Source organism: Bradyrhizobium jicamae, from assembly GCF_018130215.1.
GTDB classification, from domain to species: Bacteria; Pseudomonadota; Alphaproteobacteria; order Rhizobiales; family Xanthobacteraceae; genus Bradyrhizobium; species Bradyrhizobium jicamae_A.
Window position 1 is genome coordinate 1 of sequence record NZ_JAFCKQ010000015.1, and the last position, 25,933, is coordinate 25,933.

23 protein-coding genes are annotated in these 25,933 nt (G+C 64.7%); 9 read left to right on the top strand and 14 right to left on the bottom strand.

The annotated features are described in order from the left end of the window. Window positions 1-373: 373 nt before the first annotated feature. Together crcB and JQ586_RS17945 are read right to left on the bottom strand one after the other, a co-directional pair. Window positions 374-760: a fluoride efflux transporter CrcB gene (gene crcB / locus JQ586_RS17940; RefSeq protein WP_212395931.1), complete on the bottom strand. Its 387-nt coding sequence runs from the start codon at window positions 758-760 to the stop codon at window positions 374-376. Window positions 761-940: 180 nt separating this feature from the next. Continuing rightward, window positions 941-1,540, bottom strand: coding sequence for a superoxide dismutase (locus JQ586_RS17945; protein WP_212395932.1), 600 nt, complete (start codon window positions 1,538-1,540; stop codon window positions 941-943). A 161-nt stretch (window positions 1,541-1,701) separates the two neighbouring features. Between JQ586_RS17945 and JQ586_RS17950 the strand changes: the two genes are divergently transcribed. Then, window positions 1,702-2,232, top strand: a complete 531-nt coding sequence (locus JQ586_RS17950) for a GNAT family N-acetyltransferase (protein WP_212395933.1) — start codon at window positions 1,702-1,704, stop codon at window positions 2,230-2,232. A 106-nt stretch (window positions 2,233-2,338) separates the two neighbouring features. After that, window positions 2,339-2,782, top strand: a complete 444-nt coding sequence (locus JQ586_RS17955; protein ID WP_212395934.1) for a DUF2147 domain-containing protein — start codon at window positions 2,339-2,341, stop codon at window positions 2,780-2,782. Between the two features lie 44 nt (window positions 2,783-2,826). On the opposite strand, the gene JQ586_RS17960 is transcribed toward JQ586_RS17955, so the two are convergent. Next, a complete protein-coding gene (locus JQ586_RS17960; protein WP_212395935.1) occupies window positions 2,827-3,978 on the bottom strand; it encodes a DUF3095 domain-containing protein in 1,152 nt (383 codons plus the stop codon). 165 nt (window positions 3,979-4,143) lie between these two features. Here JQ586_RS17960 and JQ586_RS17965 point away from each other — a divergent pair, with 165 nt between their 5' ends. Further along, window positions 4,144-4,812, top strand: a complete 669-nt coding sequence (locus tag JQ586_RS17965) for a DUF2278 family protein (RefSeq protein ID WP_212395936.1) — start codon at window positions 4,144-4,146, stop codon at window positions 4,810-4,812. 95 nt (window positions 4,813-4,907) lie between these two features. Here JQ586_RS17965 and htpG read toward each other — a convergent pair whose 3' ends face one another. The 6 genes from htpG to xylB form a co-directional block, all read right to left on the bottom strand. After that, window positions 4,908-6,770: a molecular chaperone HtpG gene (htpG, locus tag JQ586_RS17970; protein ID WP_212395937.1), complete on the bottom strand. Its 1,863-nt coding sequence runs from the start codon at window positions 6,768-6,770 to the stop codon at window positions 4,908-4,910. A gap of 114 nt (window positions 6,771-6,884) precedes the next feature. Further along, window positions 6,885-7,697 (bottom strand): MBL fold metallo-hydrolase, encoded by an 813-nt coding sequence (locus JQ586_RS17975; protein WP_212395938.1) that lies wholly within the window; start codon window positions 7,695-7,697, stop codon window positions 6,885-6,887. Window positions 7,698-7,796: 99 nt separating this feature from the next. Continuing rightward, window positions 7,797-8,744 (bottom strand): ABC transporter substrate-binding protein, encoded by a 948-nt coding sequence (locus tag JQ586_RS17980; RefSeq protein ID WP_212395939.1) that lies wholly within the window; start codon window positions 8,742-8,744, stop codon window positions 7,797-7,799. Window positions 8,745-8,864: 120 nt separating this feature from the next. Beyond that, window positions 8,865-9,905, bottom strand: a complete 1,041-nt coding sequence (locus JQ586_RS17985; protein ID WP_212395940.1) for an ABC transporter permease subunit — start codon at window positions 9,903-9,905, stop codon at window positions 8,865-8,867. Further along, on the bottom strand, window positions 9,898-11,421 hold the full coding sequence (locus JQ586_RS17990; protein ID WP_212395941.1) for a sugar ABC transporter ATP-binding protein: 1,524 nt from the start codon (window positions 11,419-11,421) through the stop codon (window positions 9,898-9,900). The genes JQ586_RS17985 and JQ586_RS17990 overlap by 8 nt, the downstream gene beginning before the upstream one ends. Further along, on the bottom strand, window positions 11,418-12,896 hold the full coding sequence (gene xylB, locus JQ586_RS17995) for a xylulokinase (RefSeq protein ID WP_212395942.1): 1,479 nt from the start codon (window positions 12,894-12,896) through the stop codon (window positions 11,418-11,420). Before xylB ends, JQ586_RS17990 begins: the two co-directional genes overlap by 4 nt. A gap of 8 nt (window positions 12,897-12,904) precedes the next feature. Here xylB and JQ586_RS18000 point away from each other — a divergent pair, with 8 nt between their 5' ends. Next, the gene (locus JQ586_RS18000; RefSeq protein ID WP_249147731.1) at window positions 12,905-14,410 is read left to right on the top strand and encodes an ROK family transcriptional regulator; all 1,506 of its coding nucleotides are present in this window, start codon (window positions 12,905-12,907) and stop codon (window positions 14,408-14,410) included. A 1,019-nt stretch (window positions 14,411-15,429) separates the two neighbouring features. Here JQ586_RS18000 and JQ586_RS18005 read toward each other — a convergent pair. Beyond that, on the bottom strand, window positions 15,430-16,527 hold the full coding sequence (locus tag JQ586_RS18005) for an asparaginase (RefSeq protein ID WP_212395943.1): 1,098 nt from the start codon (window positions 16,525-16,527) through the stop codon (window positions 15,430-15,432). A gap of 229 nt (window positions 16,528-16,756) precedes the next feature. Here JQ586_RS18005 and JQ586_RS18010 point away from each other — a divergent pair, with 229 nt between their 5' ends. From JQ586_RS18010 to JQ586_RS18020, 3 genes are read left to right on the top strand one after another with little or no spacing between them, the layout of a single operon-like run. Further along, a complete protein-coding gene (locus JQ586_RS18010) occupies window positions 16,757-17,911 on the top strand; it encodes an OpgC domain-containing protein (protein ID WP_212395944.1) in 1,155 nt (384 codons plus the stop codon). Window positions 17,912-17,962: 51 nt separating this feature from the next. Continuing rightward, complete coding sequence (locus JQ586_RS18015) at window positions 17,963-18,574, top strand: arsinothricin resistance N-acetyltransferase ArsN1 family B (protein WP_212395945.1); 612 nt, start codon at window positions 17,963-17,965, stop codon at window positions 18,572-18,574. A 5-nt stretch (window positions 18,575-18,579) separates the two neighbouring features. Further along, on the top strand, window positions 18,580-19,290 hold the full coding sequence (locus JQ586_RS18020) for an alanyl-tRNA editing protein (RefSeq protein ID WP_249147732.1): 711 nt from the start codon (window positions 18,580-18,582) through the stop codon (window positions 19,288-19,290). Between the two features lie 48 nt (window positions 19,291-19,338). Here the strand turns inward: JQ586_RS18020 and JQ586_RS18025 are convergent, their stop codons facing one another. Further along, entirely contained in the window at window positions 19,339-21,000 is a 1,662-nt protein-coding gene (locus tag JQ586_RS18025; RefSeq protein ID WP_212395947.1) for an amidohydrolase, read from the bottom strand. A gap of 15 nt (window positions 21,001-21,015) precedes the next feature. Beyond that, window positions 21,016-21,414 carry a hypothetical protein gene (locus JQ586_RS18030; protein WP_212395948.1) on the bottom strand — a complete coding sequence of 133 codons (399 nt, stop codon included), beginning with the start codon at window positions 21,412-21,414 and terminating at the stop codon, window positions 21,016-21,018. A gap of 95 nt (window positions 21,415-21,509) precedes the next feature. On the opposite strand from JQ586_RS18030, the gene JQ586_RS18035 reads away from it, so the two are divergent. Continuing rightward, window positions 21,510-21,902 (top strand): helix-turn-helix domain-containing protein, encoded by a 393-nt coding sequence (locus JQ586_RS18035; protein ID WP_212395949.1) that lies wholly within the window; start codon window positions 21,510-21,512, stop codon window positions 21,900-21,902. Window positions 21,903-21,919: 17 nt separating this feature from the next. Here JQ586_RS18035 and JQ586_RS18040 read toward each other — a convergent pair whose 3' ends face one another. Both JQ586_RS18040 and JQ586_RS18045 read right to left on the bottom strand, forming a co-directional pair. After that, window positions 21,920-22,117: a hypothetical protein gene (locus JQ586_RS18040; RefSeq protein WP_212395950.1), complete on the bottom strand. Its 198-nt coding sequence runs from the start codon at window positions 22,115-22,117 to the stop codon at window positions 21,920-21,922. 218 nt (window positions 22,118-22,335) lie between these two features. Further along, window positions 22,336-23,973, bottom strand: coding sequence for an isocitrate lyase (locus JQ586_RS18045; RefSeq protein ID WP_212395951.1), 1,638 nt, complete (start codon window positions 23,971-23,973; stop codon window positions 22,336-22,338). A gap of 138 nt (window positions 23,974-24,111) precedes the next feature. On the opposite strand from JQ586_RS18045, the gene JQ586_RS18050 reads away from it, so the two are divergent. After that, a complete protein-coding gene (locus JQ586_RS18050) occupies window positions 24,112-25,551 on the top strand; it encodes a short-chain fatty acyl-CoA regulator family protein (protein WP_212395952.1) in 1,440 nt (479 codons plus the stop codon). Window positions 25,552-25,933 lie beyond the last annotated feature (382 nt).

Sequence of the window (25,933 nt, forward strand, 5' to 3'; positions counted from 1 at the left end):
GGTAGGACCACAGGTGTAACCGGAGCAACCCGGCTTTCCCTGCGCGATGGGTTACGGCTTATACGTGCTCTCCCCGGCGAGACTGGGCTTTATTGTCACCGCTTTCGCAAAGATGCTTGCGCACGCTTCACGAGAGGACACCTGCCACCAGGGCGTCAGGCCTGCACGATTTCGCCGTCCGCCTCATGCGCTCTCGTCAGTCACGCATGCGGCGTCCACCGCATCCCACCACAACGTTCGTGACGATCGCGAGCGCCCCTCGATCGGGTGAGACGGCAAATTCTATACACTGATTTGCCGTTACGATAAACCGAATTATTTTTGGGCGCAGGGCTTGCGCCGTCGGGCAAATCAATGCCAGGGGCCCTCCGGCTCAGGTCAGATGGCGCACGATCGAAAGTCCCGCGAACAAGCCTGCGATCGAGAGCATCACAGAGCCCAGCACGTAGAACGCCGCAAGGGCGAGTTCACCGCGCTCGTAAAGCAACCCGGTGTCGAGCGAGAAGGCGGAGAACGTGGTGTAGCCGCCGAGGATCCCCGTCATCAGGAACAGCCGCCACGGCTGCGACGCCTCGCCCTTGAAGGCGAGGTAGCCGGCGATCAGGCCCATCACGGTCGAGCCCGTGATGTTGATGATGAAGGTGCCCCAGGGAAACGCGGTGCCCATGCAACGCGCGCAAGTGACGTTGATCAGGTGGCGCAAGGTCGCACCGAGCCCGCCGCCGAAGAAGACGAGAAGATAGCTTGTGAGTTGCCCCATGCGGGTGTTGTGCCGCACGGCGGCTGATGTCGCAAGGAAACAAAAAGGGCAGCAACCGAAGCTACTGCCCCTTCGATGACTCTCTCGTCGTCATTCCGCGGCAGTCCGCAGGACTGCCCCCGGAATCCCGGGATTCCGGGTTCTATGCTTCGCATCGCCCCGGAGTGACGGTGAACGCGATCAGCCGGCCTTGCCGAACAGTTCGTCGACGTAGTCCCAGTTGACGAGGCTGTCGACGAACGCCTTCAGATAGTCAGGACGGCGGTTGCGGTAGTCGATGTAGTAGGAGTGCTCCCATACGTCGACGCCGAGGATCGGCACCGCGCCGTGCACCAGCGGATTTTCGCCGTTCGGGGTCTTGGCGATCTCGAGCTTGCCGCCCTTGACCTGCAGCCAGGCCCAGCCGGAGCCGAACTGGCCGACGCCGGCCGCGGCGAAGTCGGTCTTGAACTTCTCGAAGCCGCCGAGGTCCTCGTTGATCTTCTTTTCGAGGCGGCCCGGCAGCTTGCTGCCGCCGCCATTCGGCTTCATCCACTTCCAGAAGTGGATGTGGTTGTAGTGCTGGCCGGCATTGTTGAAGACGGCGGCATTCTTGCCGAACGATTTCTTCACGATGTCGTCAAGGGACATGCCTTCATATTCGGTCCCCTTGATCGCGTTGTTGCCGTTGGTGACGTAGGCCTGGTGATGCTTGTCGTGGTGAAACTCCAGCGTTTCCTTGGACATGTAGGGCGCAAGGGCGTCATGGGCGTAAGGCAGGTCGGGGAGCGTGAAGGTCATGGGGTAATATCCAGCAAGGGTGGGAGACTACACTTAACGGGTCCCCCTTATAGAAGGTTCCATCGGGGAGAAACACCGCATTTTGGCAAGCGCGTCCCCTCCTGTAAGGCTGCCGGCGCAGGCGCGCAGGGCGCGGTCAAGCCGGGTAAAGGGCTACGGACATGAGTATCGAGATCGACATCCTCAACGGAGATGCGTCGTGGCAGCGCGCCGAGCCGCTGCACCGGGCGGTGTGGGGCGCCCATGTCATTGCAAGGCAACCTTGGGCGCATATCGAATGGGCACATGCCGACCTGCGCGTGCTGATCGACGCGCCTGACGACAGCGGCCTCGCCTGCCATGTCGGTATCTATTTCCGCACCATCATCTGGAACGGCCACAAGGTGCATGTCGGCGGCATCGGCGGAGTGGCCACCCGCGAGGACTGCCGCCGGCGCGGCTATGCCAGCCTCGCCATCGACGCCGCCGTGCACACCATGCGCGCCAATGACGCGGTGAAATTCGCGGTACTGTTCTGCGAGCCGCACAATTTCGCTTTCTACCAGGCGCGCGGCTGGCATCCCTTCAGCGGCGAGGTGTTTTGCGAGCAGCCGTCCGGGAAAATCCGCTTCGAGGCGATGGCGCCGTTCGTCTACGACATCGTCCGCGCCCCGCGCCAGGGCAAGATCGACCTGTGCGGCCTGCCGTGGTGATGCCACGCTCCGCAACGGCAACCGCGTCGTAGAGGTCGCCGCGCGAATATTTCATTGCGGAAATCTTTCGACTTGCTATGCAGGCCGCCTTCTTGGGGAATGAATCATGGACTGCACATCCGGACGCGTCGTCGCAATCATTGTGGCGGTGTTCGCCGCATCTGTCGCTCATGCGCAGGGGGTGCCTGAACCGTCCGGCGTCTGGCAGACACAGGCCGGTGACGCCCGCGTCAAGATCAGCAAGTGCAGCGACGGCATCTGCGGCGTGGTCGTCAGCCTGCGCGAGCCGATTGATCCGATGACTGGCAAGCCTCAGGTCGACAACAAGAATCCCAACCCGTCCCTGGCCAGCCGGCCGATCATCGGGCTACCGCTGTTCTCCGGCATGCGCCCCGCAGCCGAGGGCAAATGGTCCGGCCAGATCTACAATGCCGACGACGGCGGCACCTATGCCAGCAGCATCACGGTGACAGGCGAGAGCACGCTGCGGGTGGAAGGTTGCGTCGGCGCGCTCTGCGGCGGCGAGACCTGGACCCGTGTCGGACGGTAGCTCTTATCCTTCTCCCCGCAGGCGGGGCGAGGTGAAGAAAGGCGCTACTGCACGCTGGCCTTAAGCGCGGTCGCCGCTGCGGCGTAGCCGCCGCGGGCGCCGTCAATGAAATGGACGTGGTCGGGCCGCATCACCGACGGCGTGAAGCAGGTCATCATCGCGGCATCCTGCCGGTACAGGCCGTAGCGCACCGCGTCTTGCGCAGCCGCGTCCACCAGGCGCTGCTCGAGTTCGGCAGCGAGTTCCTCCGTGCAGTCCAGGATCATGCGGAGGCCGTCGTCATATTTGCGGAAGTCGGAATTCTCCACGACCTGCCGCAGATAGATCTTCGGCACGAACTTGCCGACGCTGATGCCGAAGCGCAGCAGGAGATAGGCCCACAGCGTGAAGCCGAGCACGACGACACGCTGCCTGGCCAGCGAGCCGCCGCGCCGCGTGGCATGCGCTTCGTAGTCGATGCCCTGCGGCGGCCATCGTAGCGGCGGACCGCCCGGTGGCACCGGCCGCCCGGCGTCCGGGCTTTTCTCGACCTTCGCGACAATGTCCTCGATCACCTTGCGGAAGGCTGCTTGATCCCCTCCCTTGGCCGGCATCACCAGCACCGACAGGATCACGCCGCGCATCGACGGCATCACCTCGAAACGGCACGACAGCCCCGACAGGTCGGGCTCGGTGCCCGCGGGCGCCGGTTCGATCGCGAACGCGCCTTGCTTCATCGCGGCATCCGCAAACGCGAGCCCGCCGCCGGAGAACATCGCATAGGACAGGTTGGCCGACGGTCCGAACCGCGCGACGCGGACGTCGGCGCCGGCGGCACGGATCGCCTTGACCGGCACCAGCGCGACGCGCATCGCAAGGTCGAGATCGTCGCGGACCCAGCGCGCGGTCGCCGCCAGCGCCTCGCGGGCCTTGTCGTAATCGCCTGGGGCAACCGCGAAGCTCGCGCCGTCGCCGCCGAACACGAAGGGAAATTCGCGCCCCTCGAGCGCATTGGTGACGGAAGCGACCACGGCGGCGCCGGCCATGTTGACCGCCTTGTAGCGCTGCGCCGCGATCGCCCTGGTCGATTCCACGATGTCGGCGACGCCGACGCTCCAGTCGTCGGGCAAGGGCGAATAGAGCGCGGGGTCCATCAGGCGCGCGAAACCGCGAAACACCGGGATGCCGCCGTAGAAGATCTCGCTGCCACCGTTCATCGCAACGCCGTGCTCCGCCCTTTCGGGATCCTTAGCAGATACGCGCAGGATTGGGACCGGGTTTTGCCGCGTAGCCCGCAAAGACTGTGTCCTGTTTCACACGCACGTCTCATCTCAGGTTGTACTTTATTTGAAATGCCCGCCTGTCACCGAAAGGACCGCGCCGTGACCCTCGTATACGGATTCGTCAAGACCAGGCTGACCTCCGAGCCCAGGATGAAGCCCTCCCGGCACGGCCATGAGACGCAGTTTCACCTGCACTGCAATCTCGACGTCGGCGGCGCGCAGTGGGACGTCGCGATCAATGTCGGCACCAACGATTCCGACGACCTGCTGAAGTACAAGCTCATCTTCGACTTCCGCCATCCGTTGATCCAGACGCTCGCGGCGGCGGAAAGCGGAGCGCACGAACTGACCGGGCAGAAGGCGCTGCCCGCGCTGGATCTGCTGCGCCGCCCGGACCTGCTCGACAACACCGGCAAATGGCGTGACAGCGACGTGATGGACGGCTCCGGCGACGCCGAGCCCGCGGCCACGCTGAAGCGGCTGCTGTCGCGCGCGCATCAGGAGAACCGCGACGTCTACATCTTCGGCCGCTTCTTCGATCAGGGCGACGGCCTGCACGACGTCCATCTCAACCAGGGTTCGACCAAGGGCTTCATCCATCGCCCGGGCGATGATTCCAACGACCACAACGACGTCTGGCAGGACGGCGCCGTGCTGGTCGATCTCGGCGAACCGGAATGGGCGGCGTATGTCTCCGCCTTCACCCAGCAGCTGGTGCCGACCGACGACCTCGGCAATCCGCTGCCGGACGCAACGACGATTTCGTAGCCGGCAGCCCGGATGAAGCGTAGCGAAATCCGGGGCAAGCCATTCGCGTAGCAAAGTCCCCGGATTGCGCTTCGCTCCATCCGGGCTACGAATCCCTACTTCGCGACCCCCCGCAGCACGAGCTGGTTGAGGCGGCTGGCGAAGGCGGCGGGATCGTCGGGCATTTCGCCGTCGAGAATCTGCGCCTGCTCGAACAGCAGGAACGCGAGGTCCTTCGCCTGCGCCGTGTCGGTCGCGAGCGCCGCGACCAGCGGATGACGCAGGTTGATCTCGAGGATCGGCCTGGTCACCGAGCCGCGGTTCTGCTGCGCGAGCAGCCGCTCCAGCGCGCGGTCGCGCGCATCGCCGCCGGCGACGAGGCAGGAGGCGCTCGCGGTCAGCCGCTGCGAGGCGCGGACGTCGGAGACGCGCTCGCCGAGCGCGTCCTTGATCACCGCGATCGTGGTCGCGGCATCGGCCTCTCGCTCGTCCTTCGTCTCGGCCTTGTCGTCGGTGAGCGGGATCAGGCCGAAATCGACGTCGCCCTGGCTCAGGGACTTCAGCGGCTTGCCGCCGAACTCGAGCGGCGCCGAGGTCCAGAACGCGTCGACGGGATCGGTCAGCAGCAGTACCTCGACGCCGCGGGCGCGCGCCGATTCCAGCTTCGGATTCGACTTCAGCCGCTCGATCGTATCGCCGACGAGATAATAGACCTCGGTCTGGTTCGGCTTGAGATCGTCGACATACTGCTTGAGCGAGCGCTTCTCGCCCGCGGTGGTGGTGAAGCGCGAGAGCGCCAGCAGCTTGTCGCGGCGCTCGAAATCCTCGTACAGCCCTTCCTTGATCACGGGACCGAACGCGTCCCAGATCTTCGTGAAGGCGTCCTGGTCCTTGTCGCCAAGCGTTTCCAGTTCGTTGATGACGCGGGTGGTGACCGCCTTGCGGATCTGTGCCAGCTGCGGATTGTTCTGCAGCATCTCGCGCGAGATGTTGAGTGGCAGGTCCTCGCTGTCGATCACGCCGCGGATGAAGCGCAGGTAGGCCGGCAGCAGCTCGGCGTCGTCGGCGATGAAGACGCGCCGGACATAGAGCTTGACCTTGCCCTTGCGCTCGACCTGGAACAGGTCGAACGGCTTGGTCGAAGGCGCGAACAGCAGCACGGCATAGGATTGCCGGCCCTCGGCGCGGTAATGCAGCGTCATCGCCGGCTCGTCGAAGGCGCCGGCGATCTGCTGATAGGCCTGCTTGTAGTCCTCTGGCTTCAGGTCGGATTTCGACCGCTGCCACAGTGCGCTGGCCGAATTGATCTGGCGCGGCTCACCCTCTTCCGGCACCAGCAGGATCGGAAACTGGATGTTGTCGGAATATTCGCGGACGATGCGCTCGATCTCGTACGCTTCGAGATATTTCGCGGCGTCCTTCTTCAGATGCAGCATGATCTCGGTGCCGCGCGCCACGCGCTTTGCGGCCTCTTCGCTCGCGGGCGCGATCTCGAACCCGCTGCCGCCTTCCGACGACCACACCCACACATCGTCACTGCCGGCGCGGCGGCTGGTGACGACGATCCTGTCGGCGACCATGAAGGCGGCGTAGAAGCCGACGCCGAACTGGCCGATCAGGTTGGCGCCGTCCTTGGCCTCCGTCAGCTTCGACAGGAACGATTTGGTGCCGGAGCGCGCGATGGTGCCGAGATTGTCGATCAGCTCCTGTCGGTCCATGCCGATGCCGGTGTCGACCACGGACAACGTATCGGCCTTCTTGTCCGGGACGATCCGGATCTCCGGCGGCGCGCCGTCCGTGATCAGCTCGGGCCCCGCGATCGCCTCGTAGCGCAGCTTGTCGCAGGCGTCAGATGCGTTCGAGATCAGCTCGCGCAGGAAGATGTCGGTCTCGGAATAGACCGAATGCACCATCAGGTGCAGCAGTTCGGCGACCTCGGCCTGGAACGGCTGGGACTCGGCTGAAACAGTGGTGGTCATGAGGAACTCAGGCAATCCGTTGTGGCGGGAAAGTCCTCATATAGCGTGACCATGCCGGGTGGCAAGATGAGCCGCCGCCGGGATCCATGACCGATCTCGACGACCCTACCGTCGTCAGGAGGAAGCGGAGATCGCCGCGATGTAGCGCCGGACCGAGCGGTCGAACGCCGCCTTCGCGCCGGAGGCGATGTTCTTGTCCCACCAGGCGCCGTAGATGCGGTCGAAGGCCAGCGGCTCGACCGCGCGCGCGATGCGGCGGACCGCGGCGGCGTCGAGCGGAATGTAATTCGGGTAGCTGTACATGAAGCTCACCGAGCGGCGGTCCATCGCGACCATGGCGATGTCGCCGGTCAGCAGCGCGCCGTTCCCGTCCGCGCCGCCCCGCCAGTGCAGCACGGTGGCGCCAGCGAAATGCCCACCTGCCCGCACCAGCAGCAAATCGTCGGAGATGCGGTGGCTGTCGCCGCGCCACGGCACGATCGACGGATAGGGCCGCGTCACCCATTGCGCGTCGTCGCCATGCAAATAGACCGGCGCGTCGCCGAACGCGGCGCTCCAGTCTGCGACCGCACCATAATAATGCGGATGCGAGATCGCGATCGCCTTCAGGCCGCCGAGCGATCCGACATGCGCGATCGCCTCCGGCGTCGCGAGCGGCACGCAATCCCACATCACCAGGCCGCCGCGATCGGGCACCAGCAGCGCGCGCTGCCCGATTGCGAATGACGGCTCGAGCGCGATCCCCGCAAGCCCGAGATCGTCGCGCCACACCAGTTTGTGCCGCTGCGCCAGTTCCTCGCGGGTCAGCCAGGCCTGCCCCTTCCAGTTGACATACTGCCGCTCGTCCTCGCAGATCGGGCACGAGGACGGCGGCGCGGCGCTGTCGGGAAATTGCGCGCCGCATTGCTCGCAGCTCCAGAACGGCATGGCTGATCCTCTTTTCTTGTTCTTGTTCTTGTTCTTGTTCTTGTTCTTGCTCTTGCTCTTGCTCTTGCGGCGCGCGAGGCGGCCTGCCGGGCGCCGCTGCTATTGCGAGCGGTCCGAGGTCCAGCCCTTGTATTCGCCGATGTTGTCGCGCGTCACCAGTTTCGACGGCAACAGCTCGACGGTCGAGGCTGGCTTCTGGCCGTTGAGCAGGCCGACGCCGATCTGCACCGCGCGACGCGCCATGAAGAACGGATCCTGCGAGGCGGAAGCCTGGATTTGCGGCGAGCCGGGATCCTTGAGCGCAGCCTCGATGTCGGGTGCGCCGTCGACCGCGGTGATGACGATGCCGCTGCGGCCCTGCTGGCGTGCCGCGAGGTCGGTGCCGATCGCCTGCGGATCATTGATGGCGAAGATCGCATCAATCTTGGGGAAGCGGGTCAGATAGCCCTGCGCCACGGTGAGGCCGCCTTCGCGCGAGCCCTTGCCGTCCTGGTCACTGGACAAGACCTTGATGCCGGGGGCCTTGCCGAACACGTTCTTGCAGCCGACCACGCGGTCGATCACCGCGGAGACCTGCGGCCCGTTCTCGATGATCACATCACCCTTGCCGCCCAGTTTGTCGACGATGTACTGGCAGGAGATCTCGCCGGCCTGGACGTTGTTGGTGGTGACGGTGGCATCGGCGCCTTCGGCCGCGGTATCGACGGCGACGACGATGATGCCGGCGGCCTGCGCCTTCTTGATCGCCGGCCCGATCGCCTTGGGATCGCCGGGGTTGAGCAGGATCAGATCGACGCCGGCGGCGATGAAATTGTCGATCTCGGTCACCTGCTTGCCGAGGTCGTATTCGAAGCCGACCGTCGTGATCTTGACGTTGGGATTGGTTTTCTTCGCCTCGAACTCGGCGCCCTTCGACAGGGCGACGAAGAAGGGGTTGCCCAGCGAGCCCAGCGAGATGCCGATCGACTTGAGCTCCTTGGCAGAGCACGGGGCGGAGCCGAGGGCGAGCACCATCGCAGCGCCGGCGAACGAGATCGTCTTCAACATTGGCTTCCTCCCTGGTCTGTTCGAAACTCCGGCACGGCGACCAGTGACCGCGACGGATTGTTTGACTTGTTTGAGCATGATCTCGTCGGAAAACCGCTTCACACTTTTCCGGATCATGCTCTAGGTGCGGGCCGAACCCTGCAGCCGGTAGCGGTCGAGCGCGACCGCGCCGATGATCACGAGCCCCTTGATCACATATTGCCAGACGTCGGACACGCCGGTGAGGATAAGGCCGTTCGACAACACCGCGATGATCAGCGCGCCGACCAGCGTTCCCCAGATCGAGCCGATGCCGCCGACGAAGGAGGTGCCGCCGAGGATCACGGCGGTGATCGCATCGAGCTCGTAGGACTGGCCGAGCTGCAGGCCGTTGGCGGCGTAGAGCCGCGCCGCCTGCATGGCGCCGCCGAGGCCCGCCAGCAGGCCCGACACGCCATAGACGAAGATCAGCACCGCCCAGACCTTGATCCCGGCGAGCCGCGCCGCGCTCTCATTGCCGCCGACCGCATAGATATGCACGCCGAGCACGGTGCGACGCAGCACCAGCCAGGAGACGAGGATCACGAGCAGCGCGATCACCCAGAGCCAGGGAATCGACAGCACGCCGGGAACGAGCGTCAGCGAGCCGTTGCCGATGAAAGCATAGGGTATCGACGCATTGAACACCGTGGTGTCGGCGCCCAGGAGGCGCGCCACGCCGCGCACGGCGGTCAGCGAGCCCAACGTGACGATGAAGGGCGGCAGACGCAGCAGCGCGATCAAGCCACCATTGAGGATGCCGAAGGCTGCACCCGTCAGTACCGAGGCCGGCAGCCACAGCGCGCCGAGATCGGGAAATTTGGAGATGATCAGCCCGGCCATCGCCGAGGCCGCCAGAATGGAGCCGACCGAGAGATCGATGCCGCCGGTGAGGATGACGAAGGTCATGCCGGCCGCCAGCACGGTGTTGACCGCGGCCTGCTGCACCACGATGCCGAGATTCTGCGCGGTGAAGAACCGGCCGTCCGAGAAATAGTGAAAGCCGCCGCACAGCAGCAGGAGCACCGGCAGCATGCCGGCGGCGCGGATCGCCAACCTTATGCGCTGACGCCTGGTCTCCTGCATCGCAGCCAGTGCGTTCGCGGTTGCGGCATTCACCTGCGTGGATCCTTGATCAGGCATCGAGCTGCTCCGTCCCGGTGGCAAGTGCCATGATGTCCTCCTGGTTCAGCGGCGACGCCCCGGTCCGCTTGATCTCGCCGGCAATGTGCCCCGCGCGCATCACGATGACGCGGTCGCAGATGCCGATGATCTCGGGCAGGTCGGACGAGATCACCAGCACCGCCGTGCCTGATTTCGCCAGGTTGTCGATGATCGAATAGATCTCGGACTTGGCGCCGACATCGACGCCGCGCGTCGGCTCGTCCAGGATCAGGATCTTTGGCGAGATCGCGAGGAGGCGCGACAACAGCACCTTCTGCTGGTTGCCGCCGGAGAGGCCGCCAACCGTGACGCCGGCATCCGCAGCGCGGATGCCCAGCGCCGCGAAGGCCTTCTTGGCGCGGTCGCGCGCCTTGTCGCGGTCGAGGATGCCGCCAAGCCTGGCATCGCGGCCCAGCACGGCGAGATTGATGTTGTCGAGACAGGACATGTCGAGGAACAGGCCGAGCGCCTTGCGGTCCTCGGTCAAATAGGCGATGCCCGCCTCGAGCGCCTCGCCGGGATTACGGATCTCGACGTTGCGTCCTTCGATCTCGACATGGCCGGCGGTCTTCGGTGCGGCGCCGATGATCAGATGCGCAAGCTCGGTGCGACCGGCGCCGACCAGTCCGGCGAGCCCGACGACCTCGCCCGAATGAACGGTCAGCGAGCAGCCCCTGACGCGCCTGTCGTCGGCGATGTCGACGGCAGCGAGCACCGGGGCGCCATGGCGCGCGGTGGGATCGTGCTCCTTCTTGTAGAACGACGAGACGTCGCGCCCGACCATCAGGCGGACGATGGTGTCGGCGCGGATCTCGGGCTTGTCGAGCGAACCGACCATCGTGCCGTCGCGCAGCACCGTGACGCGATCGCCGAGCGCATAGACCTCATCCATGCGGTGCGAGATGTAGATGATGGCGAGGCCTTCCGCACGGAGCTGGCGGATCAGGCCGAACAACCGTTCGCTCTCGCCGGCCGACAGCGCGGTGGTCGGTTCGTCCATGATCAGGATCTTCGAGCGGGCGTGCAGCGCGCGGGCGATCTCGACCAGCTGGCGCTGGCCCATCGACAGATTGCCCACCGGCGTCGACGGCGCGAAATCCGCGCCGAGCCGCTCGAGGATCGGGCCGACGCCGGCCTCCATCGCCTCGCGCGCCAGCATGCCGAGGCGCGAGACCTCGCGGCCGAGATAGATGTTCTGCGCGACGCTGAGATTGGGAGCCAGCGACAGTTCCTGATAGATGATCGAGATGCCGGCCGCGCGGCCGCCGAGCGGCCCGTTGATATGAACCGGCTTGCCCTCGATGCGGATTTCACCGCCCGGATCAGGCCGGTAGGCGCCGGACAGGATCTTCATCAGCGTCGATTTGCCGGCGCCGTTCTCTCCCATCAAGGCGTGGATTTCGCCGGGGTAGACGGTGAGGTCGACGTCGCGCAATGCCTTGATGCTGAAGAAAGACTTGGAGACCCGGCGCATCTCGAGGATCGGGTCGTTCATCCTGCCTCCCTCACACGATGCGTTTCCCATCCGCGTTGCGGCCGATACAGCTCGCGCCATGCATGAAGCCGCGCGGCATAGGCGTCGGCAAGGCCACGCTCAGGCTCGAAGGTCTCGACGCGCTGCGGCGGCTTGCAGACGGTTGCGACTGTCTCGCCGGTGACGGCAAGGCGCCCCAATCTTGCCGCACCGAATGCCGCGCCGACGTCGCTATCGGCAACCCGGTTGATCGGAATGTCAAGGACGTTCGCCAGCACCGAGAGCCAGAAACCTGATCGCGCCCCACCGCCGATCGCGTCGGCCTCAGCCACGACAAGACCGGCGCTCGCGAGCGCATCGCGGCAATCGGCAAGCGCGAAAGCGACGCCTTCGAGTACGGCCTGCACCACCTCGGCGCGATCGGTGCCATGGCTCAGGCCGTCGAGCATGCCGCGCGCGTGCGGATCGTCATGTGGCGTGCGCTCGCCGGCAAGATACGGCAGGAAGCTGACGGGCGACGGCGCATGCGGACGCGCGCCAAGCGGCGCCAGCAACTCGGCTTCCGGGGCACCAAGCAGCCGTGCGATCCAGGCCAGGCAGGATGCGGCCGAGAGGATCGCGCCGCCCTGAAGCCACATCGCCGGGATTGCGTGCGCGAAGGTGTGCACGGCGCGATCGGGATTGGCTGCAACCTTCTCGGTCGGAGTAAACAGGGCGCCCGACGTGCCGAGCGAGATGAATGCGGTTCCCGGCCGGATTGCGCCGATGCCGATGGCGCCGGCCGGATTGTCGCCGGCGCCACCCGCGATGACAGGCTGTTTGGCCATGCCCCAGCGCTGCGCGAGTTCGCGGCCCAACCGCGCCGCGGGCGCAAAGCCCTCGACGAGCCGTGGCATATGCGTGCGCGAAAGGCCGGTCGCGGCAAGGCCGTCATCGGACCAGTCGCGCCTGACGACATCGAGCCATAGCGAACCCGAGGCGTCGGAGACATCCTCGACCGCATCTCCGGACAGGATCAGGCGCAGATAGGCCTTCGGCAGCAGGACGAGTCTCGTCGCCGCAAATATTTCCGGCTCGTGTTCTGCGACCCAGAGCAGCTTCGGCGCGGTGAAGCCGGGCATCGCCTTGTTGCCCGTCGTCGCACGCAGGGCGGGCCAGCGCCGTTCAAGCAAACGACATTCCGCGGCGGAGCGACCATCGTTCCAGAGAATGCAGGGGCGCAAAGGCCTGTGGTCGGCGTCGAGCAGCGTCGCGCCGTGCATCTGACCGGAGAGGCCGATGCCGGCGACGTCGGCAAGCTCACTTGGGTGATCCGCCTTAAGCGCGTCCAGAGTCGCGAAGGTCGCCTCGATCCACAGGCGCGGATCCTGCTCGGAAAAGCCCGGCCGCGGCGAGGCCGTCGACAGCGAGTGGCTCCGGCTGGCGATGACGCGCTGCATGTCATCGACGAGGACGGTCTTGACCGCCGAGGTGCCGAGATCGATGCCGAGAAACATGACGCTCCTTGCCGGTTGTCAATTTCGGCACGCGTGTGCCGACGCCGTTGGTAGCCAACAGGACCGGGATCGCTTCCCCTCGCCCGCCTTTTCCCCAGGCGGACATTTATTTTTTTAACTTACTATATTATATTCACGCCGCAACGGGAAAAATGGTTCCCACGGGGGTGACGCAAAACGTCGTGCGGAATTCCGGCGCGACCGGCAGCCGATCGCAGCGGCGAGCCAGAAGCGGCCGCGAAGGCTTGATTGGAGATGAAGGCTTGTCGGGAAAGGGCAGCAATTCGGTCAAGCTTCGACACTACAACGAGCGCTTCGTGCTCGACGCCATCCGCCGCCTCAAGGAAGCGTCCAAGTCCGACCTTGCGCGCGCTGCGCACCTCACACCGGCCGCTGTGGCCGATATTGTCGATGGGCTGGAAGCCGCAGGATTCGTAAAGCAAGTAGGAAAAAGGTTCGGACAGCGCGGATCGCCATCCGTCCTCTACCGGCTGATGCCGGAACGCATTTACAGCGTGGGCATCAAGATCGGCCGTCGCGCGCTGGAGGCGGTGCTGGTCGATTTTGCAGGCGAGCTGCGCGCCCGCGAGTCGCACGAATACCGCTATCCGGACCCCGAGCTGGTCCGCAAGGCAGGCAACACCTCCCTCGCCAATTTCGACGCGCTCGTGAATGGCCTCGATGATGCTTCCATGGTTGGCGTCGGCATTGCCTCGCCCTTCTTCCTCGGCGGCTGGATCGAGGAGCTCGGCTTTCCGGCCGACCTTGGCGACCGCTGGGACGCGATCGAGCTCATGACGCACTTCACGACGCCGACAAAGGTGCCGGTGTTCATCGAGAACGATGCCACATCTGCGGCGCTGGCCGAACTCGTCCTGGGTGCCGGCGCCCGCTTCCACGATTTCATGCACATCTCGATCGACACCTTCGTCGGCGGCGGCCTGGTGCAAGGCGGCAAGGTGCAGCCCGGCCCGCATGGAAACAGCGCCGCACTGGGTCCGATACCGGTCTCCCCGTCGAGCCTCGATTCGGCCGCGGCCAAACCGGGGCGCTACCCGAGCCTGCTTCACCGGGCCTCGATCTACGTGCTGGTCAATCACCTGAAGTCGCGCGGCATCGAGATCACGCGGGTGCGGGAGCTGGACCCCATGCCTTCAGGCGCGCGGGAACCGCTGAACGAATGGATCGAGGATTGCGCCAACGCGCTGGTCGAGGCGATCATCGCCATCGCTTCGGTCGTCGACATCGAGGCGATCGTGCTCGATAGCATCTTGCCACGGTCGATTCATCTGGAGCTGTTGGCGAAGGTGCAAAGCCAATTCAGTCGCGTGCGCGCCACCGGCATCGTCGCACCGGAGATCGTACCGGGCCAGTTCGGCCCCGAAGGCTCGCCGATCGGAGCCGCCATGCTGCCGTTCTCCGCGCTGCTTGCACCTGACAGCAGCGTGCTGATGATCGGCAAGGACAGAACAAGGCTGTTGGGCAAGCTTTCAGCACTGGCCGGCCAGAGCTGAGCAAGAGTCCGCCGCTCACAAGCGGAATCGTGAAGGACGCGCCGGCGGGCTCTCTCTCCCCTTGTGGGAGATGGGACAGCGAAAATTTCGCTAATTATTTCAATGAAAATCTGCTCGACTGTCGCGAAGCTGTCTCAAGTCGCATTCTCGTGCCCCGCCCCCGGCCTGAAGCAAGGTCTCGAAGGCACAAAAACACAAATCATTGGCGCGCAATAGCAAAAGTAGGGCCTTGCGACTCCAATTTACGAAGCACCAAGCTTCCCGGTGGTCGCGCGGGCCTTATCGGGAGACTGGAGAATGAACGGAAGCAAGTTTAACCCGCATCGTGCCAATTGTTCTGATTGGTGGGCCACATGGCAAGGCCGAGTGTGTGCGATAGGTCATTCCAGACTTATCAAATGGCCTGAGGAGGGAACACCGGCAGCAGAGGCCGTCGTGTGGTACGTAGACAACGGCGATGAACGCGGAGACGGAACAGGAGCGCGCGAGACTGCCAGAAGCCGAAAGGTTCGAGAGCTCTTGGAGAAGACCGGCATACTCCTCATTCAACACACCGATGAAGACTGGTCTGCCAAGGGCTGGCACAGTGCTTGGGAAGTGTCGGACCTAGAATGGCATGTCGATGGTTTGTGGTTCAGGTGCAGGCTCAGTAAGCGTCTGGCGTGAGCCGATGTTTCGACACTGCAGCCTGCGCGCAGAAACTGTATCAAACATGCGCGTGGGCACCGGCAGGCACCGAAACACAGTTATGGACGCGATTTCCGAGAGAACAAGGGTTTAGGTGGATACGCGCGGACATGCGCGGACACCTATGGACAGTCCATTCTCTCCTTGAGGGGGAGGGTTGGGGAGAGGGGCGCCACACGACGTGCTCTCTTTATCTACGTCCGAACAACGCGCGAACTTCGTTGCGACAGCGACGCTCTTCTCAGTTATCTCGCCCGCGGCTCACCCCTCTCCCCACCCTCCCCCACAAGGAGGGAGGGAGCCGGACAAGTGTGCTCACCTTACGTCAATCACTACTGCCCATACGCCTGCTGCACTGCCTTGGGATCGGTGATGCCGTTGGCGATCAGGAGTTCGAGCAGGACGCGCGCTTTTTGCGGGTTGAGGTCGAGCGCGACGGCGAAGCCGAGCTTGTCGTCCTCGACCTCTACGTTGCGGTTCACGTAGCCGGAGCCGACTCGGGACGAGCGGACCACGACGACGCCCTGCTTGGCTGCGGCCGCGAGCGCGTCGATCGCGCCCTTGGACGAATTGCCGTCGCCGACACCCGCCAGCACGATGCCCTTGGCACCGCGCTTCACCGCGTCCTCGACCTCCGCGGCGTCCATGTTGGCGTGCGAATAGACGATGTCGACCCGCGGCAGCGGCGGGGCGTCCGGCAGCTTGTACTTCGGTCCCTTGGCCGTCGCGGCCGGCTCGAGATAGCGCAGTGAGCCGGTATCGACATAACCGACCGGCCCGGCATTGGGCGAACGGAACGTGTCGACACTGGTGGTGTTGGTCTTCTGCACGAAGCGCGCACCATGAATGATGTCGTTGAGCACCACGAGCACGCCGCGGCCGCGCGATTCCGGCGCGGATGCGACCCGCATCGCCTCGTACAGATTGGCGGGACCGTCGGCGCCGACCGCGGTCGAGGGGCGCATCGATCCGACCAGCACGATCGGGATGTCGGTGTCGAGCACGTTCGAGAGGAAGAACGCGGTCTCCTCCATCGTGTCGGTGCCGTGGGTGATCACGACACCGTCGATTTCCTTGTTGTCAACAGCAGCGCGGATGCGCTTGACGAGGTCGAACCAGACCTTGTCGTTCATGTCCTGCGAGCCGATCGACGAGATCTGCTCGGCCGAGATCCTGGCGAGCTTGTCCATGTCAGGGATGGCGGCGATGAGGCCCGCCGCAGTCACCTTGCCGGAATCATAGGCGTTGCCGGCGCGCGCGTTGGCCTGGCCGGCGATCGTGCCGCCGGTACCGAGCACGAGCACGCGGGGCAGCGCGGCATCCGAGCTCTGTTGCGCGGCCACGGGCGGCGCGAGCAACCCGATCGTGAGGACGAAGGCGAGGCCGATGGCGGCCAGCACGGAACGGTTCGATTGAACGGAATGGATCATGTCTTCACTCCCAACATGTGAATCCTGACCGCGCTCATCCTGCAACTTTTGGTTTGGTCTCGCAACAAGACAACGACGTTGCCGCGGACGAGATGTGACAGGCGGTTGACGGATTCCGTTCCTGCAAGGGCTGGGCCAAAACATGGTGCGAGCCATGCGAAGCTTGCTAGGATGATGCCGGGCGCACCCGGCGAAACGCAATTCGCCGGCCGGAACAGGGAACGAATCCATGGACGTTCATGCAGTCCTGCCGCCGCGCGGGCGCGACTATCGTCTCGATCTGCTGCGTGGCTTCGCCAACTGGGCGATCTTTCTCGATCACATCCCGAACAATGCGGTGAACTGGATCACCCAGAAGAATTTCGGCTTCAGCGACGCCGCCGACCTGTTCGTCTTCATCTCCGGCTACACCGCCTCGTTCGTCTATGCGCGGATCATGCTCGAGCGCGGCTTCGTGATCGGCGGCACCCGCCTGATCAAGCGCGCCTGGCAGATCTATGTCGCGCATGTGATGCTGTTCGTGATCTACATCGCCGAGATCGGCTATCTCTCCCAGCGCTACCACGACCCGAACCTGCAAAACGAATTCAACGTCGCCGGCTTCATGCAGAACCCGGCCGCGACGCTCTACCAGGGCCTCATCCTGGCATTCAAGCCGGTCAACATGGACGTGCTGCCGCTCTATATCGCGCTGATGGTGGTGTATCCCCTGGTGCTCTGGATGATGCTGCGGCGACTCAACACGACGCTGCTCCTGTCTTTCCTGCTCTATCTGGCAGCCCGCCATTTCGGCTCGAACCTGCCGGCGTATCCCGGCGGCACGTGGTACTTCAATCCGTTCTGCTGGCAGTTCCTGTTCGTGTTCGGTGGCTGGTTCGCGCTCGGCGGCGCCGGCGAGTCGATCTCGTTCATCCGCTCGCGCACCTTCCTGATGCTGGGCGCGGCTTACCTGCTGTTCGCGCTGGTGATGACGTTGGCGGGCCGGATCCCCGAACTCGGGCACGCGATGCCGGCCGGGCTCTATGATGCGTTCAACCCCAACGACAAGACCAACCTCGCGCCCTATCGCGTGCTGCACTTCGTGGTGCTGGCCTTCTTCGTCACGCGCTTCCTGCCGAAGGACTGGGCCGGCCTGCAATGGCCGGTGTTCCGTCCCATGATCAAATGCGGCCAGCAGTCGCTCGAGGTGTTCTGCTCCGGCGTCTTCCTCGCCGTGATCGCTCACCTGGTGCTGGTCGAGGTCTCCGACAGCATCTGGATGCAGATCGTGGTCAGCGCGATCGGCATCGCGTTGATGACCGCGCTCGCCTATTACCGTTCATGGTCGAAGAAGGTCGACAAGGCACCCGCCAAGGCATCGCCGAGCCCGGCACCGGCAGAGTAGACGCGCCGACGGAGATTTACGGACCGATCCTCATCCGGTAGCCTTCGCAACATGGATCAAGCGATCATCATTCGGCCGGCACGAGAAGCCGATGCCGCAGGCGTGGCGGCCGTCTACGCGCCCTATGTTCGCGACACGGCTGTTTCGTTCGAGGCTGAGCCGCCCTCAGCGACCGTCATGGCGGAGCGGATCGCCGGAACACTGGCGACGCATCCATGGCTGGTCGCAGATCGGAGTGGCGAGATCGTCGGCTACGCCTATGCCGGCAAGCATAGCCAGCGTGCGGCCTATCGCTGGACCGCTGACGTGACAGTCTATGTCGGCGCCCAGGTGCGTCGAGAGGGGATCGGGCGCAGCCTCTACGGCGTGCTGTTGGCCGCGCTGCGCGAGCAGGGCTTCCGCTCTGCCTTCGCGGAAATCGTCTTGCCGAATCCCGGGAGCAGCCGCTTGCACGAGGCGATGGGCTTCAAGCATATCGGAACCCACATGGACATCGGCTTCAAGCTCGGCCGTTGGCACGATATCGCCTATTGGCGGCTGGGTCTTTCTCACGGAGATGCAGCGCCGCAGGAGCCCATCCCCTTTGCGACGTTTCAGTGCAGCCCCGCATTCGACACCGTGCTCGCCCGGATAGCCGAGGCGTCGGAAACCTTCGGACGATGATCTCCATGTCCCGCGCCTTCTATCTCGATCATCCCGACATCCTGCAGCTCGAAGCCGAGGTGCTCGATGTCAGGCCGGGCGCGGTGCTCGTCGCACGCTCGCCGTTCTTTCCGGGAGGTGGCGGACAGCTTGCCGATCGCGGCGTCCTCAAATGGTCCGGCGGCGTCCTGCCCGTCACCGGACTGGAGCGCGACGAGCGCGGCCTCTGGCATATGTTTGCCGCTGACGCCGTGCCCTCGGGCACGGTGGTGCTCGACGTCGAGCCTTCGTTTCGCGCGCTGATGTGCGAACTTCACACGCTGGCCCATGTCGTCAATGCGCTGGTCTATACGCGGTTCGGCGGCGCGCTGCTCACCGGAGCCCAGCTCAACGAGGACGGCACGTTCCGCGTCGACTTCGATCTGCCCGGCGCCGACAATGACGCGCTGCGCGCGCTCGAGGGGCCGCTGAACGACGTCATCCGGCAGGATCTCCCGGTAAGTGCCACCTTCATGCCCCACGACGAAGCGCAGGCCTTGCCCGGCCTGTTCCGAAGCAAGGCCGTCGCTCCGCCGGTCGGCCAGGACGGGCTCGTTCGCATCGTCGAGATCCGCGATCTCGATCGCCAGGCCTGCGGCGGGACGCATCTTGCATCGACCGGACGGTCGCGCCCGGCGCGGATCGTCAAGATCGACAACAAGGGCCGTCAGAACCGACGGATCAAGGTTGCGGTTTGACGAGGCGAGCTAAAGCGCGATGACGATTCAGCCTGATCTCATCGCGTTCTAGCTCGCCTCGTGAACGCAGCGGCCCTCGAACCACGTCGACAGCACCTTGCTCTGCGACAAGCGTTCCGGCGCGGTCGCGAAGAGGTCGCGATCGACCACGATGAAGTCGGCAGATTTTCCGGCTTCGATCGATCCGGTGAGAGCGGAAAGGCCCATCGCACGCGCGGCATTGATGGTGTAGATGCGCAGCACCGTCTCGAGATCGAGCGCCTGCTCCGGCCAGAGCGCGCCGTCATATCCGCCCTTGGGATTGCGGCGGGTGATCATGCCCTCGATCCCGAGCCAGGGATCGGGGTTGGCAACGACAGGCCAGTCCGATCCGGCCGCCAGCAACGCGCCGGCCTCGTGCAGATCGCGCAGCGGCCAATAGCAGTCGGCGCGCTCGTCCGGCATCGCCGCGCGGATCGCCTGCTGGATCGGGCCCGGATACCAGATGATCGGCGAGAGGTCCGCCGCGACATTGAGGGCGCGGAAGCGGGGGATGTCGGCGGGATCGACGAAGCCTGCATGCGCGATCTGGTGGACCGGGCCTGCTCCATCGTCGGGTCCGTTGAAGCTGCGCACCACGTCGACAGCGTCGAGCGTATCGCGAACCGCGGCATCGCCGGTGCAATGAACCTTGACCCGCATGCCGTACTGCTCGGCCTTTGCGATCCATCGCACGAGCGCAGGAATCGAAATCAGGGGATCGCCGCAAAAGCAGCAGCCTTGAAGACGCGTGGCACGGTAGGGCGTCAGCATCGCGGCGGTGCGCGTGGTCGGCACCCCGTCCATGAACAGCTTGATGAAATCGGGCCGGACGTGCCGCGTGCGATAGGTCTCGCGACGCGCGATCAGCGCGTCACCGACGAAGTCGGCGCCCGACAAGGTCCGCTGCCCGGGCAACGAGGTGACGCACCAGCCGTTGAGCTCGCCGGCACGGTCGAGCGCAGCGAGCGCCTCCAGGAATGGCAGCACCGTGGTCGCGTCCTGAAACGCGGTGACGCCGAAGCCATTGAGGATTTCCACCGCGCGGCGGCACGAGGCCTTGTTGCGCGCCGCAAGGTCCGGGATGCTGCGCTCGACCGCCTGCTCGGCGAGGCCCGAGGCGCGCTCCAGCAACAGGCCGGCCGCAGCGCCCGTCCCGGCATCGCGGAGGATTTCACCATCGGGCGGATTCGGCGTGTCGGCGGTGATCCCGATCAGCTTCAATGCGCAGGAATTGACCCAGCGGTTGTGCTGGCTGTCGTCCCGCAGCATCACCGGATGCGCTGCCGAGACCGCATCAAGCGCCGCGAGCGCGCCGGCCCGGCCGATTGCCTCGACCAGATGACTTCCCCAGATGCCACCGAAGACCCATTCGCCCGGATTCGTCGCCGCGCATCGCGCGCGGACGGCTTCGATCACAGCGTCGAGCGACATCGTCGGCAGCAGTTTCAATTCGTAGAGGTCGGACTGCCCGCCGCGGAGATGGTGGTTGTGCACGTCGACGATGCCGGGCAACAGCATGCGGCCGCGGAGGTCGACCAATTCGGTGCCGGGACCCGCCAGTCCCTTCACGTCGAGATCGCCGCCGACCGCAACGAATTTGCCGCCGGCAACCGCAATCGCCTGGGCGCGTCCGGCGGCAGCATCCGCAGTGAACACGTCGCCGTTATGGAAGATCCGCTCCGGGTGCATCGTCGCCGTCCGCCTTCAGCGTGTCGTTGGACGGCGCGATTGTCGCCAAAACGCGGTCAGGCACAATGCATAAATCGCGAGTGCTGCGGTCTGCAGCCAGTAGACCAGCGTCGACTTGCCGGACAGGACAGCCTGCAGCGCATCCGAAAGGTTGACGGCGCAGAGGCCTGCGACCGTGACCCAGATCGCAACCAGTGCGGCGGCCACGGCATCGTGCGATCTCGCTGCCGATGCGAACAGGCAGATATAGGCCACGACCGCAAACGAGATGATCTTGTCCTGATAGGCGTAATAAGGTGTATCGTAGTAGACGAAGAGGATTGGCACCTTGATGCCGAAGAAGTGCGCTATCGCCATGCAGCAGAAGTAGGCCACGCCGGCCCAGAGAAGCCAATTGAGCAACCGACCGCTCATCGAGACACCTGTGCGGACCCTGTCGTATTCACCACCGCACGGTCCCATATCGATCGGGGGTCAACCAGACACATTAATTTCTGACCGAGGACATCATGCCCTATCGTCGCAAGCGTCCCGCTTTGGATCCCTGTCCGGTCGAGACGGTGCTTGCGATCGTCGCCGGCAAGTGGAAGGTCCGGGTGCTCTATCTGCTGTCGCTGGATGAGCTCAGCTTCGGCGAGTTGCGCAATTCGATCGGAGGGGTCCGGCAGCAGGTGCTGTCCAGCCTGTTGCGTGACCTGATCGCCGACGGTGCCATCTGGCATCGCAAGGAATCACCCGAACGATCGACCTATGGCCTGACGGCGAAGGGACGCGAGCTTGTCGCGTTGCTGACGCCGATCGCCGCGTGGGGCATCCATCTGCTCGCCGAGCAGGGCGCAACATGGCAACCGCCCGCGCCGCAGCGGCGCAGCCCCGTTCGAGAAGCCGGCGTCCGGCAATAGGTCCGCGGCGACCGACGCTATGATCCGGTCGGCAGCGGATGCAGTTTGGCCAATTGATCGAGCGAGAGCTTTGCCTCGCGTTCCGTCAGCTCGAAACGCACGATTACATCCTGGCGGCCGATCTGGCCCCAGAGCCCCTCGGGCGACCACTTCTGCGGCTCCGGCCCGCGCGGACCGTCGAGCCAGACGAAATACCATTGGGTCGGTTGGGTCATGGCGCCAGTCTAGAGCAATTCCGGTTCCGATTGAATCAGAACCGAAGCGCTGGAGTCTTGTCTTGATGCGTTTACATCACGCGAACCGGTGTCCACTTCGCTCGAGCGCATCCGCGGCAAGGCGGCGGTAAAAAGAAAGCCGCCCTGAACAGGCGGCTCTCTTGGACCGGATGACCGGTCCGGGGTCCGATCGGACTCCGGACCGGGAAGTTCAGCGACTAGCCGAACTGGTTCATCGTGTTGTGGGTGCCGCCCGCCTTCAGCGCGGCTTCACCGGCGAAGTACTCCTTGTGTTCGTCGCCGATGTCGGATCCCGCCATGTTTTGATGCTTCACGCAGGCGATACCCTGACGGATCTCGGCGCGCTGGACGTTCTTCACATAGCCGAGCATGCCCTGCTCGCCGAAGTACTCGCGGGCCAGATTGTCGGTCGAGAGCGCGGCGGTGTGGTAGGTCGGCAGCGTGATCAGGTGGTGGAAGATGCCGGCGCGCTTGGCCGAATCCGCCTGGAAGGTGCGGATGCGCTCGTCGGCTTCCTTCGCCAGCGGCGTGTCGTCGTACTCCGCCTTCATCAGCTCGGCACGATTGTACTTGCTGACGTCCTGGCCGGCTTCCTTCATGGCGTCGTAGACCTGCCAGCGGAAGTTGAGCGTCCAGTTGAACGACGGCGAGTTGTTGTAGGCGAGCTTCGCGTTCGGAACGACCTTGCGGATGCGGTCGACCATGCTGGCGATCTGCTCGATATGCGGCTTTTCGGTCTCGATCCAGAGCAGGTCGGCACCGTTCTGCAGCGAGGTGATGCAGTCGAGCACGCAGCGATCCGCACCGGTGCCGGGACGGAACTGGTAGAGATTGGAGGGCAGCCGCTTCGGACGCATCATCTTGCCGTTCTGGTTGATGATGACGTCGCCATTGCGGGCATTGGCAGCCGTCACTTCCTCGCAATCGAGGAAGCTGTTGTACTGGTCGCCGATATCGCCAGGCTTGTGGCTGACGGCGATCTGCTGCGTGAGGCCGGCGCCGAGCGAGTCGGTGCGGGTCACGATGATGCCGTCTTCGACGCCGAGTTCGAGGAAGGCGTGGCGGCAGGCGCGGATCTTCGCGATGAACACCTCATGCGGCACGGTCACCTTGCCGTCCTGGTGGCCGCACTGCTTCTCGTCGGAGACCTGGTTCTCGATCTGCAGCGCGCAGGCGCCCGCCTCGATCATCTTCTTGGCGAGCAGGTAGGTCGCCTCGGCATTGCCGAAGCCGGCATCGATGTCGGCGATGACGGGCACGACATGGGTCTGGAAATTGTCGATCTTCTCGATCAGCGCCGCTTCCCTGGCCTTGTCGCCGGCCTTGCGGGCGGCGTCGAGCGCGCGGAAGATGTCGTTGAGCTCGCGGGAGTCGGCCTGGCGCAGGAAGGTGTAGAGTTCCTCGATCAGGGCCGGCACCGAGGTCTTCTCGTGCATCGACTGGTCCGGCAACGGCCCGAACTCGGAGCGCAGCGCGGCGATCATCCAGCCGGAGAGATAGAGATAGCGGCGATCGGTGTTGCCGAAGTGCTTCTTGACCGAGATCAGCTTCTGCTGCGCGATGAAGCCGTGCCAGCAGCCGAGCGACTGGGTGTACTTGGTGCTGTCGGCGTCATAGGCCGCCATGTCGGCCCGCATCAGCGCCGCGGTGTAGCGGGCGACGTCGAGGCCGGTCTTGAAGCGGTTCTGCAGACGCATGCGTGCCACGGCTTCGGCGGTGACGCCGTTCCAGGTCTCCTTGGTCTTGAGGAGCGCTTCGGCGGCTTCGATCTCGCTCTGATAGGAAGCTGGTCCCTGGATCGCCCGATCGCTGATCCCACGCGGCTGGAAGTTCATGTTCATGATCCCTTGAGTGACGACAGACTGACGCGTTTGTACGCGCCCTCGTTCCAGGGGCTAGCCATTGCGCGGAAAACTTGTCATACCTTACAGAAATGCTATGTAATGTTGTAATGTATTAACAGGAACCAGGACATGGCGACCACAAACGCCCGTTCGGTCTTCATGGGCCCGCGCCTGCGCCGGCTCCGGCGCGACCTCGGGCTGACCCAGGCCGACATGGCGGCCGACCTCGAGATTTCGGCGCCTTATGTCGCGCTGCTGGAGCGCAATCAACGGCCGGTGACGGCGGACATGCTGCTGCGTCTTGCCCGCACCTACAACATCGATCTCGCCGATCTTGCCGGCGACGGCGGCGTCGACCACGCGGCGCGGATGCATTCCATTCTCAAGGAGCCGATGTTTTCCGACATCGACATTCCCGCGCTCGAGATCAGCGACCTCGCCGTGAGCTATCCCGGAATGACGGAGGCATTCCTTCGCCTCTATACCGCCTATCGCGAGGAGCAGCTGGCGCTGGCGGAGCGCAGCGCACCGGCGCTGACCGGCGCCGCATCGTCCGCCGGGCAGGAGAGCTTCGACGCCAACGATCCGGTCGCCGAGGTCAGACGTTATCTGGCCGCACGCCGCAACAATTTTGCCAGCCTCGACGATGCGGCCGAGCGCATCGCCGAGCCGGCCGGCGGGCCGAACGGCTTCATCGAACGGCTGCGTGCGCGTCACAATCTTCAGGTGCGCTACCTGCCGCCGAGCGTCATGCTCGGCTCGGTCAGACGGCTCGATCTGCATCGCAAGCAACTGCTGCTCGAGGACTCGCTCGACACCGCAAGCCTGCATTTCGAGCTCGCCAAGCAGCTCGCCTATCTCGAAATGGAGGCCGAGATCGGCGCGGCGCTGGAAGCCGGCAAGTTCACCAGCCAGAGCGCCGTGCTGCTGGCGCGCCGGGCGCTCGCGGCCTATGCCGCGGCCGCGCTGATCATGCCGTATTCGGTGTTTGCGAAGGCGGCCGAGGCGCGCCGCTACGATCTGGAGGCGCTGGCGCGCCAGTTCGGCGCCAGCTTCGAGCAGATCGCCCATCGCGCCACGACGCTGCAACGGCCGGGTCTCGAGAAGGTCCCGTTCTTCCTGATCCGCGTCGATCCCGCCGGCAACATTTCCAAGCTGCTCGACGGTGCCGGGTTTCCGTTCGCCAAGCACGGCGGCGCGTGCCCGCTGTGGTCCGTGCACGGAATTTTCAAGACGCCGCGCGAGATCGTCACGCAGTGGCTGGAGCTGCCCGACGGCAAGCGCTTCTTCTCGATCGCCCGCACCGTCACCGCCGGCGGCGGCTCGTTCGGCGCCATTCGCGTGGAGCGCGCGATTGCGATCGGTTGCGCGGCCGAACATGCCGGGCAGTTGATCTATACCCGTGACGGACAAGGGCCGCGTGCCGATGAGCCGACGCCGATCGGCGTCGCGTGCCGTGTCTGCCACCGCCCGAAATGCGCTGCGCGCTCGGCGCCGCCGATCGGCCGCGACATCCTTCCCGACGATTTCAGAACGTCGAGCGTGCCGTTCGGATTCTCGGCGGATTGAGGCATTCGCGCTGGCGGAGATGACCTCCGCGAACGACCGGAGCCGGTCGCAAAATCATTGAATGGTGGCGCCGTTGATACGGGCCGGGCGGCGCAAATCCGATGCGAGGTCCGCAGGATGTCAGGTCCGTAGGATGCTTGGCCGCAACATGTTTGGGCCGTAACAAGAGAGGGGCAACGCGCCCCCCTCTTGCCACCGGAGCCCAACGCTTATGGGGAGCATTGAACCGTTGCAGGCAAGATGTCCCGCAACGCATTGAGAACGCCACATCGTGAAAAGTTCGTCCTGCAAAATCTCCGCATGATTGCATGAAGGGCGCACGACCGTTTAAATTTTTTCGGATTGTCGACGGCGCGGTGTCGATGACATCGGGTTTGACAGA

Excerpts from the sequence above, each read along its gene's own strand:
- crcB (WP_212395931.1), bottom strand. The coding sequence starts at position 760 with ATGGGGCAACTCACAAGCTATCTTCTCGTCTTCTTCGGCGGCGGGCTC.
- JQ586_RS17945 (WP_212395932.1), bottom strand. The coding sequence starts at position 1,540 with ATGACCTTCACGCTCCCCGACCTGCCTTACGCCCATGACGCCCTTGCG.
- JQ586_RS17950 (WP_212395933.1), top strand. The coding sequence starts at position 1,702 with ATGAGTATCGAGATCGACATCCTCAACGGAGATGCGTCGTGGCAGCGC.
- JQ586_RS17955 (WP_212395934.1), top strand. The coding sequence starts at position 2,339 with ATGGACTGCACATCCGGACGCGTCGTCGCAATCATTGTGGCGGTGTTC.
- JQ586_RS17960 (WP_212395935.1), bottom strand. The coding sequence starts at position 3,978 with ATGAACGGTGGCAGCGAGATCTTCTACGGCGGCATCCCGGTGTTTCGC.
- htpG (WP_212395937.1), bottom strand. The coding sequence starts at position 6,770 with ATGACCACCACTGTTTCAGCCGAGTCCCAGCCGTTCCAGGCCGAGGTC.
- JQ586_RS17975 (WP_212395938.1), bottom strand. The coding sequence starts at position 7,697 with ATGCCGTTCTGGAGCTGCGAGCAATGCGGCGCGCAATTTCCCGACAGC.
- JQ586_RS17980 (WP_212395939.1), bottom strand. The coding sequence starts at position 8,744 with ATGTTGAAGACGATCTCGTTCGCCGGCGCTGCGATGGTGCTCGCCCTC.
- JQ586_RS17985 (WP_212395940.1), bottom strand. The coding sequence starts at position 9,905 with ATGCCTGATCAAGGATCCACGCAGGTGAATGCCGCAACCGCGAACGCA.
- JQ586_RS17990 (WP_212395941.1), bottom strand. The coding sequence starts at position 11,421 with ATGAACGACCCGATCCTCGAGATGCGCCGGGTCTCCAAGTCTTTCTTC.
- xylB (WP_212395942.1), bottom strand. The coding sequence starts at position 12,896 with ATGTTTCTCGGCATCGATCTCGGCACCTCGGCGGTCAAGACCGTCCTC.
- JQ586_RS18005 (WP_212395943.1), bottom strand. The coding sequence starts at position 16,527 with ATGATCCATTCCGTTCAATCGAACCGTTCCGTGCTGGCCGCCATCGGC.
- JQ586_RS18010 (WP_212395944.1), top strand. The coding sequence starts at position 16,757 with ATGGACGTTCATGCAGTCCTGCCGCCGCGCGGGCGCGACTATCGTCTC.
- JQ586_RS18015 (WP_212395945.1), top strand. The coding sequence starts at position 17,963 with ATGGATCAAGCGATCATCATTCGGCCGGCACGAGAAGCCGATGCCGCA.
- JQ586_RS18020 (WP_249147732.1), top strand. The coding sequence starts at position 18,580 with ATGTCCCGCGCCTTCTATCTCGATCATCCCGACATCCTGCAGCTCGAA.
- JQ586_RS18025 (WP_212395947.1), bottom strand. The coding sequence starts at position 21,000 with ATGCACCCGGAGCGGATCTTCCATAACGGCGACGTGTTCACTGCGGAT.
- JQ586_RS18030 (WP_212395948.1), bottom strand. The coding sequence starts at position 21,414 with ATGAGCGGTCGGTTGCTCAATTGGCTTCTCTGGGCCGGCGTGGCCTAC.
- JQ586_RS18035 (WP_212395949.1), top strand. The coding sequence starts at position 21,510 with ATGCCCTATCGTCGCAAGCGTCCCGCTTTGGATCCCTGTCCGGTCGAG.
- JQ586_RS18040 (WP_212395950.1), bottom strand. The coding sequence starts at position 22,117 with ATGACCCAACCGACCCAATGGTATTTCGTCTGGCTCGACGGTCCGCGC.
- JQ586_RS18045 (WP_212395951.1), bottom strand. The coding sequence starts at position 23,973 with ATGAACTTCCAGCCGCGTGGGATCAGCGATCGGGCGATCCAGGGACCA.
- JQ586_RS18050 (WP_212395952.1), top strand. The coding sequence starts at position 24,112 with ATGGCGACCACAAACGCCCGTTCGGTCTTCATGGGCCCGCGCCTGCGC.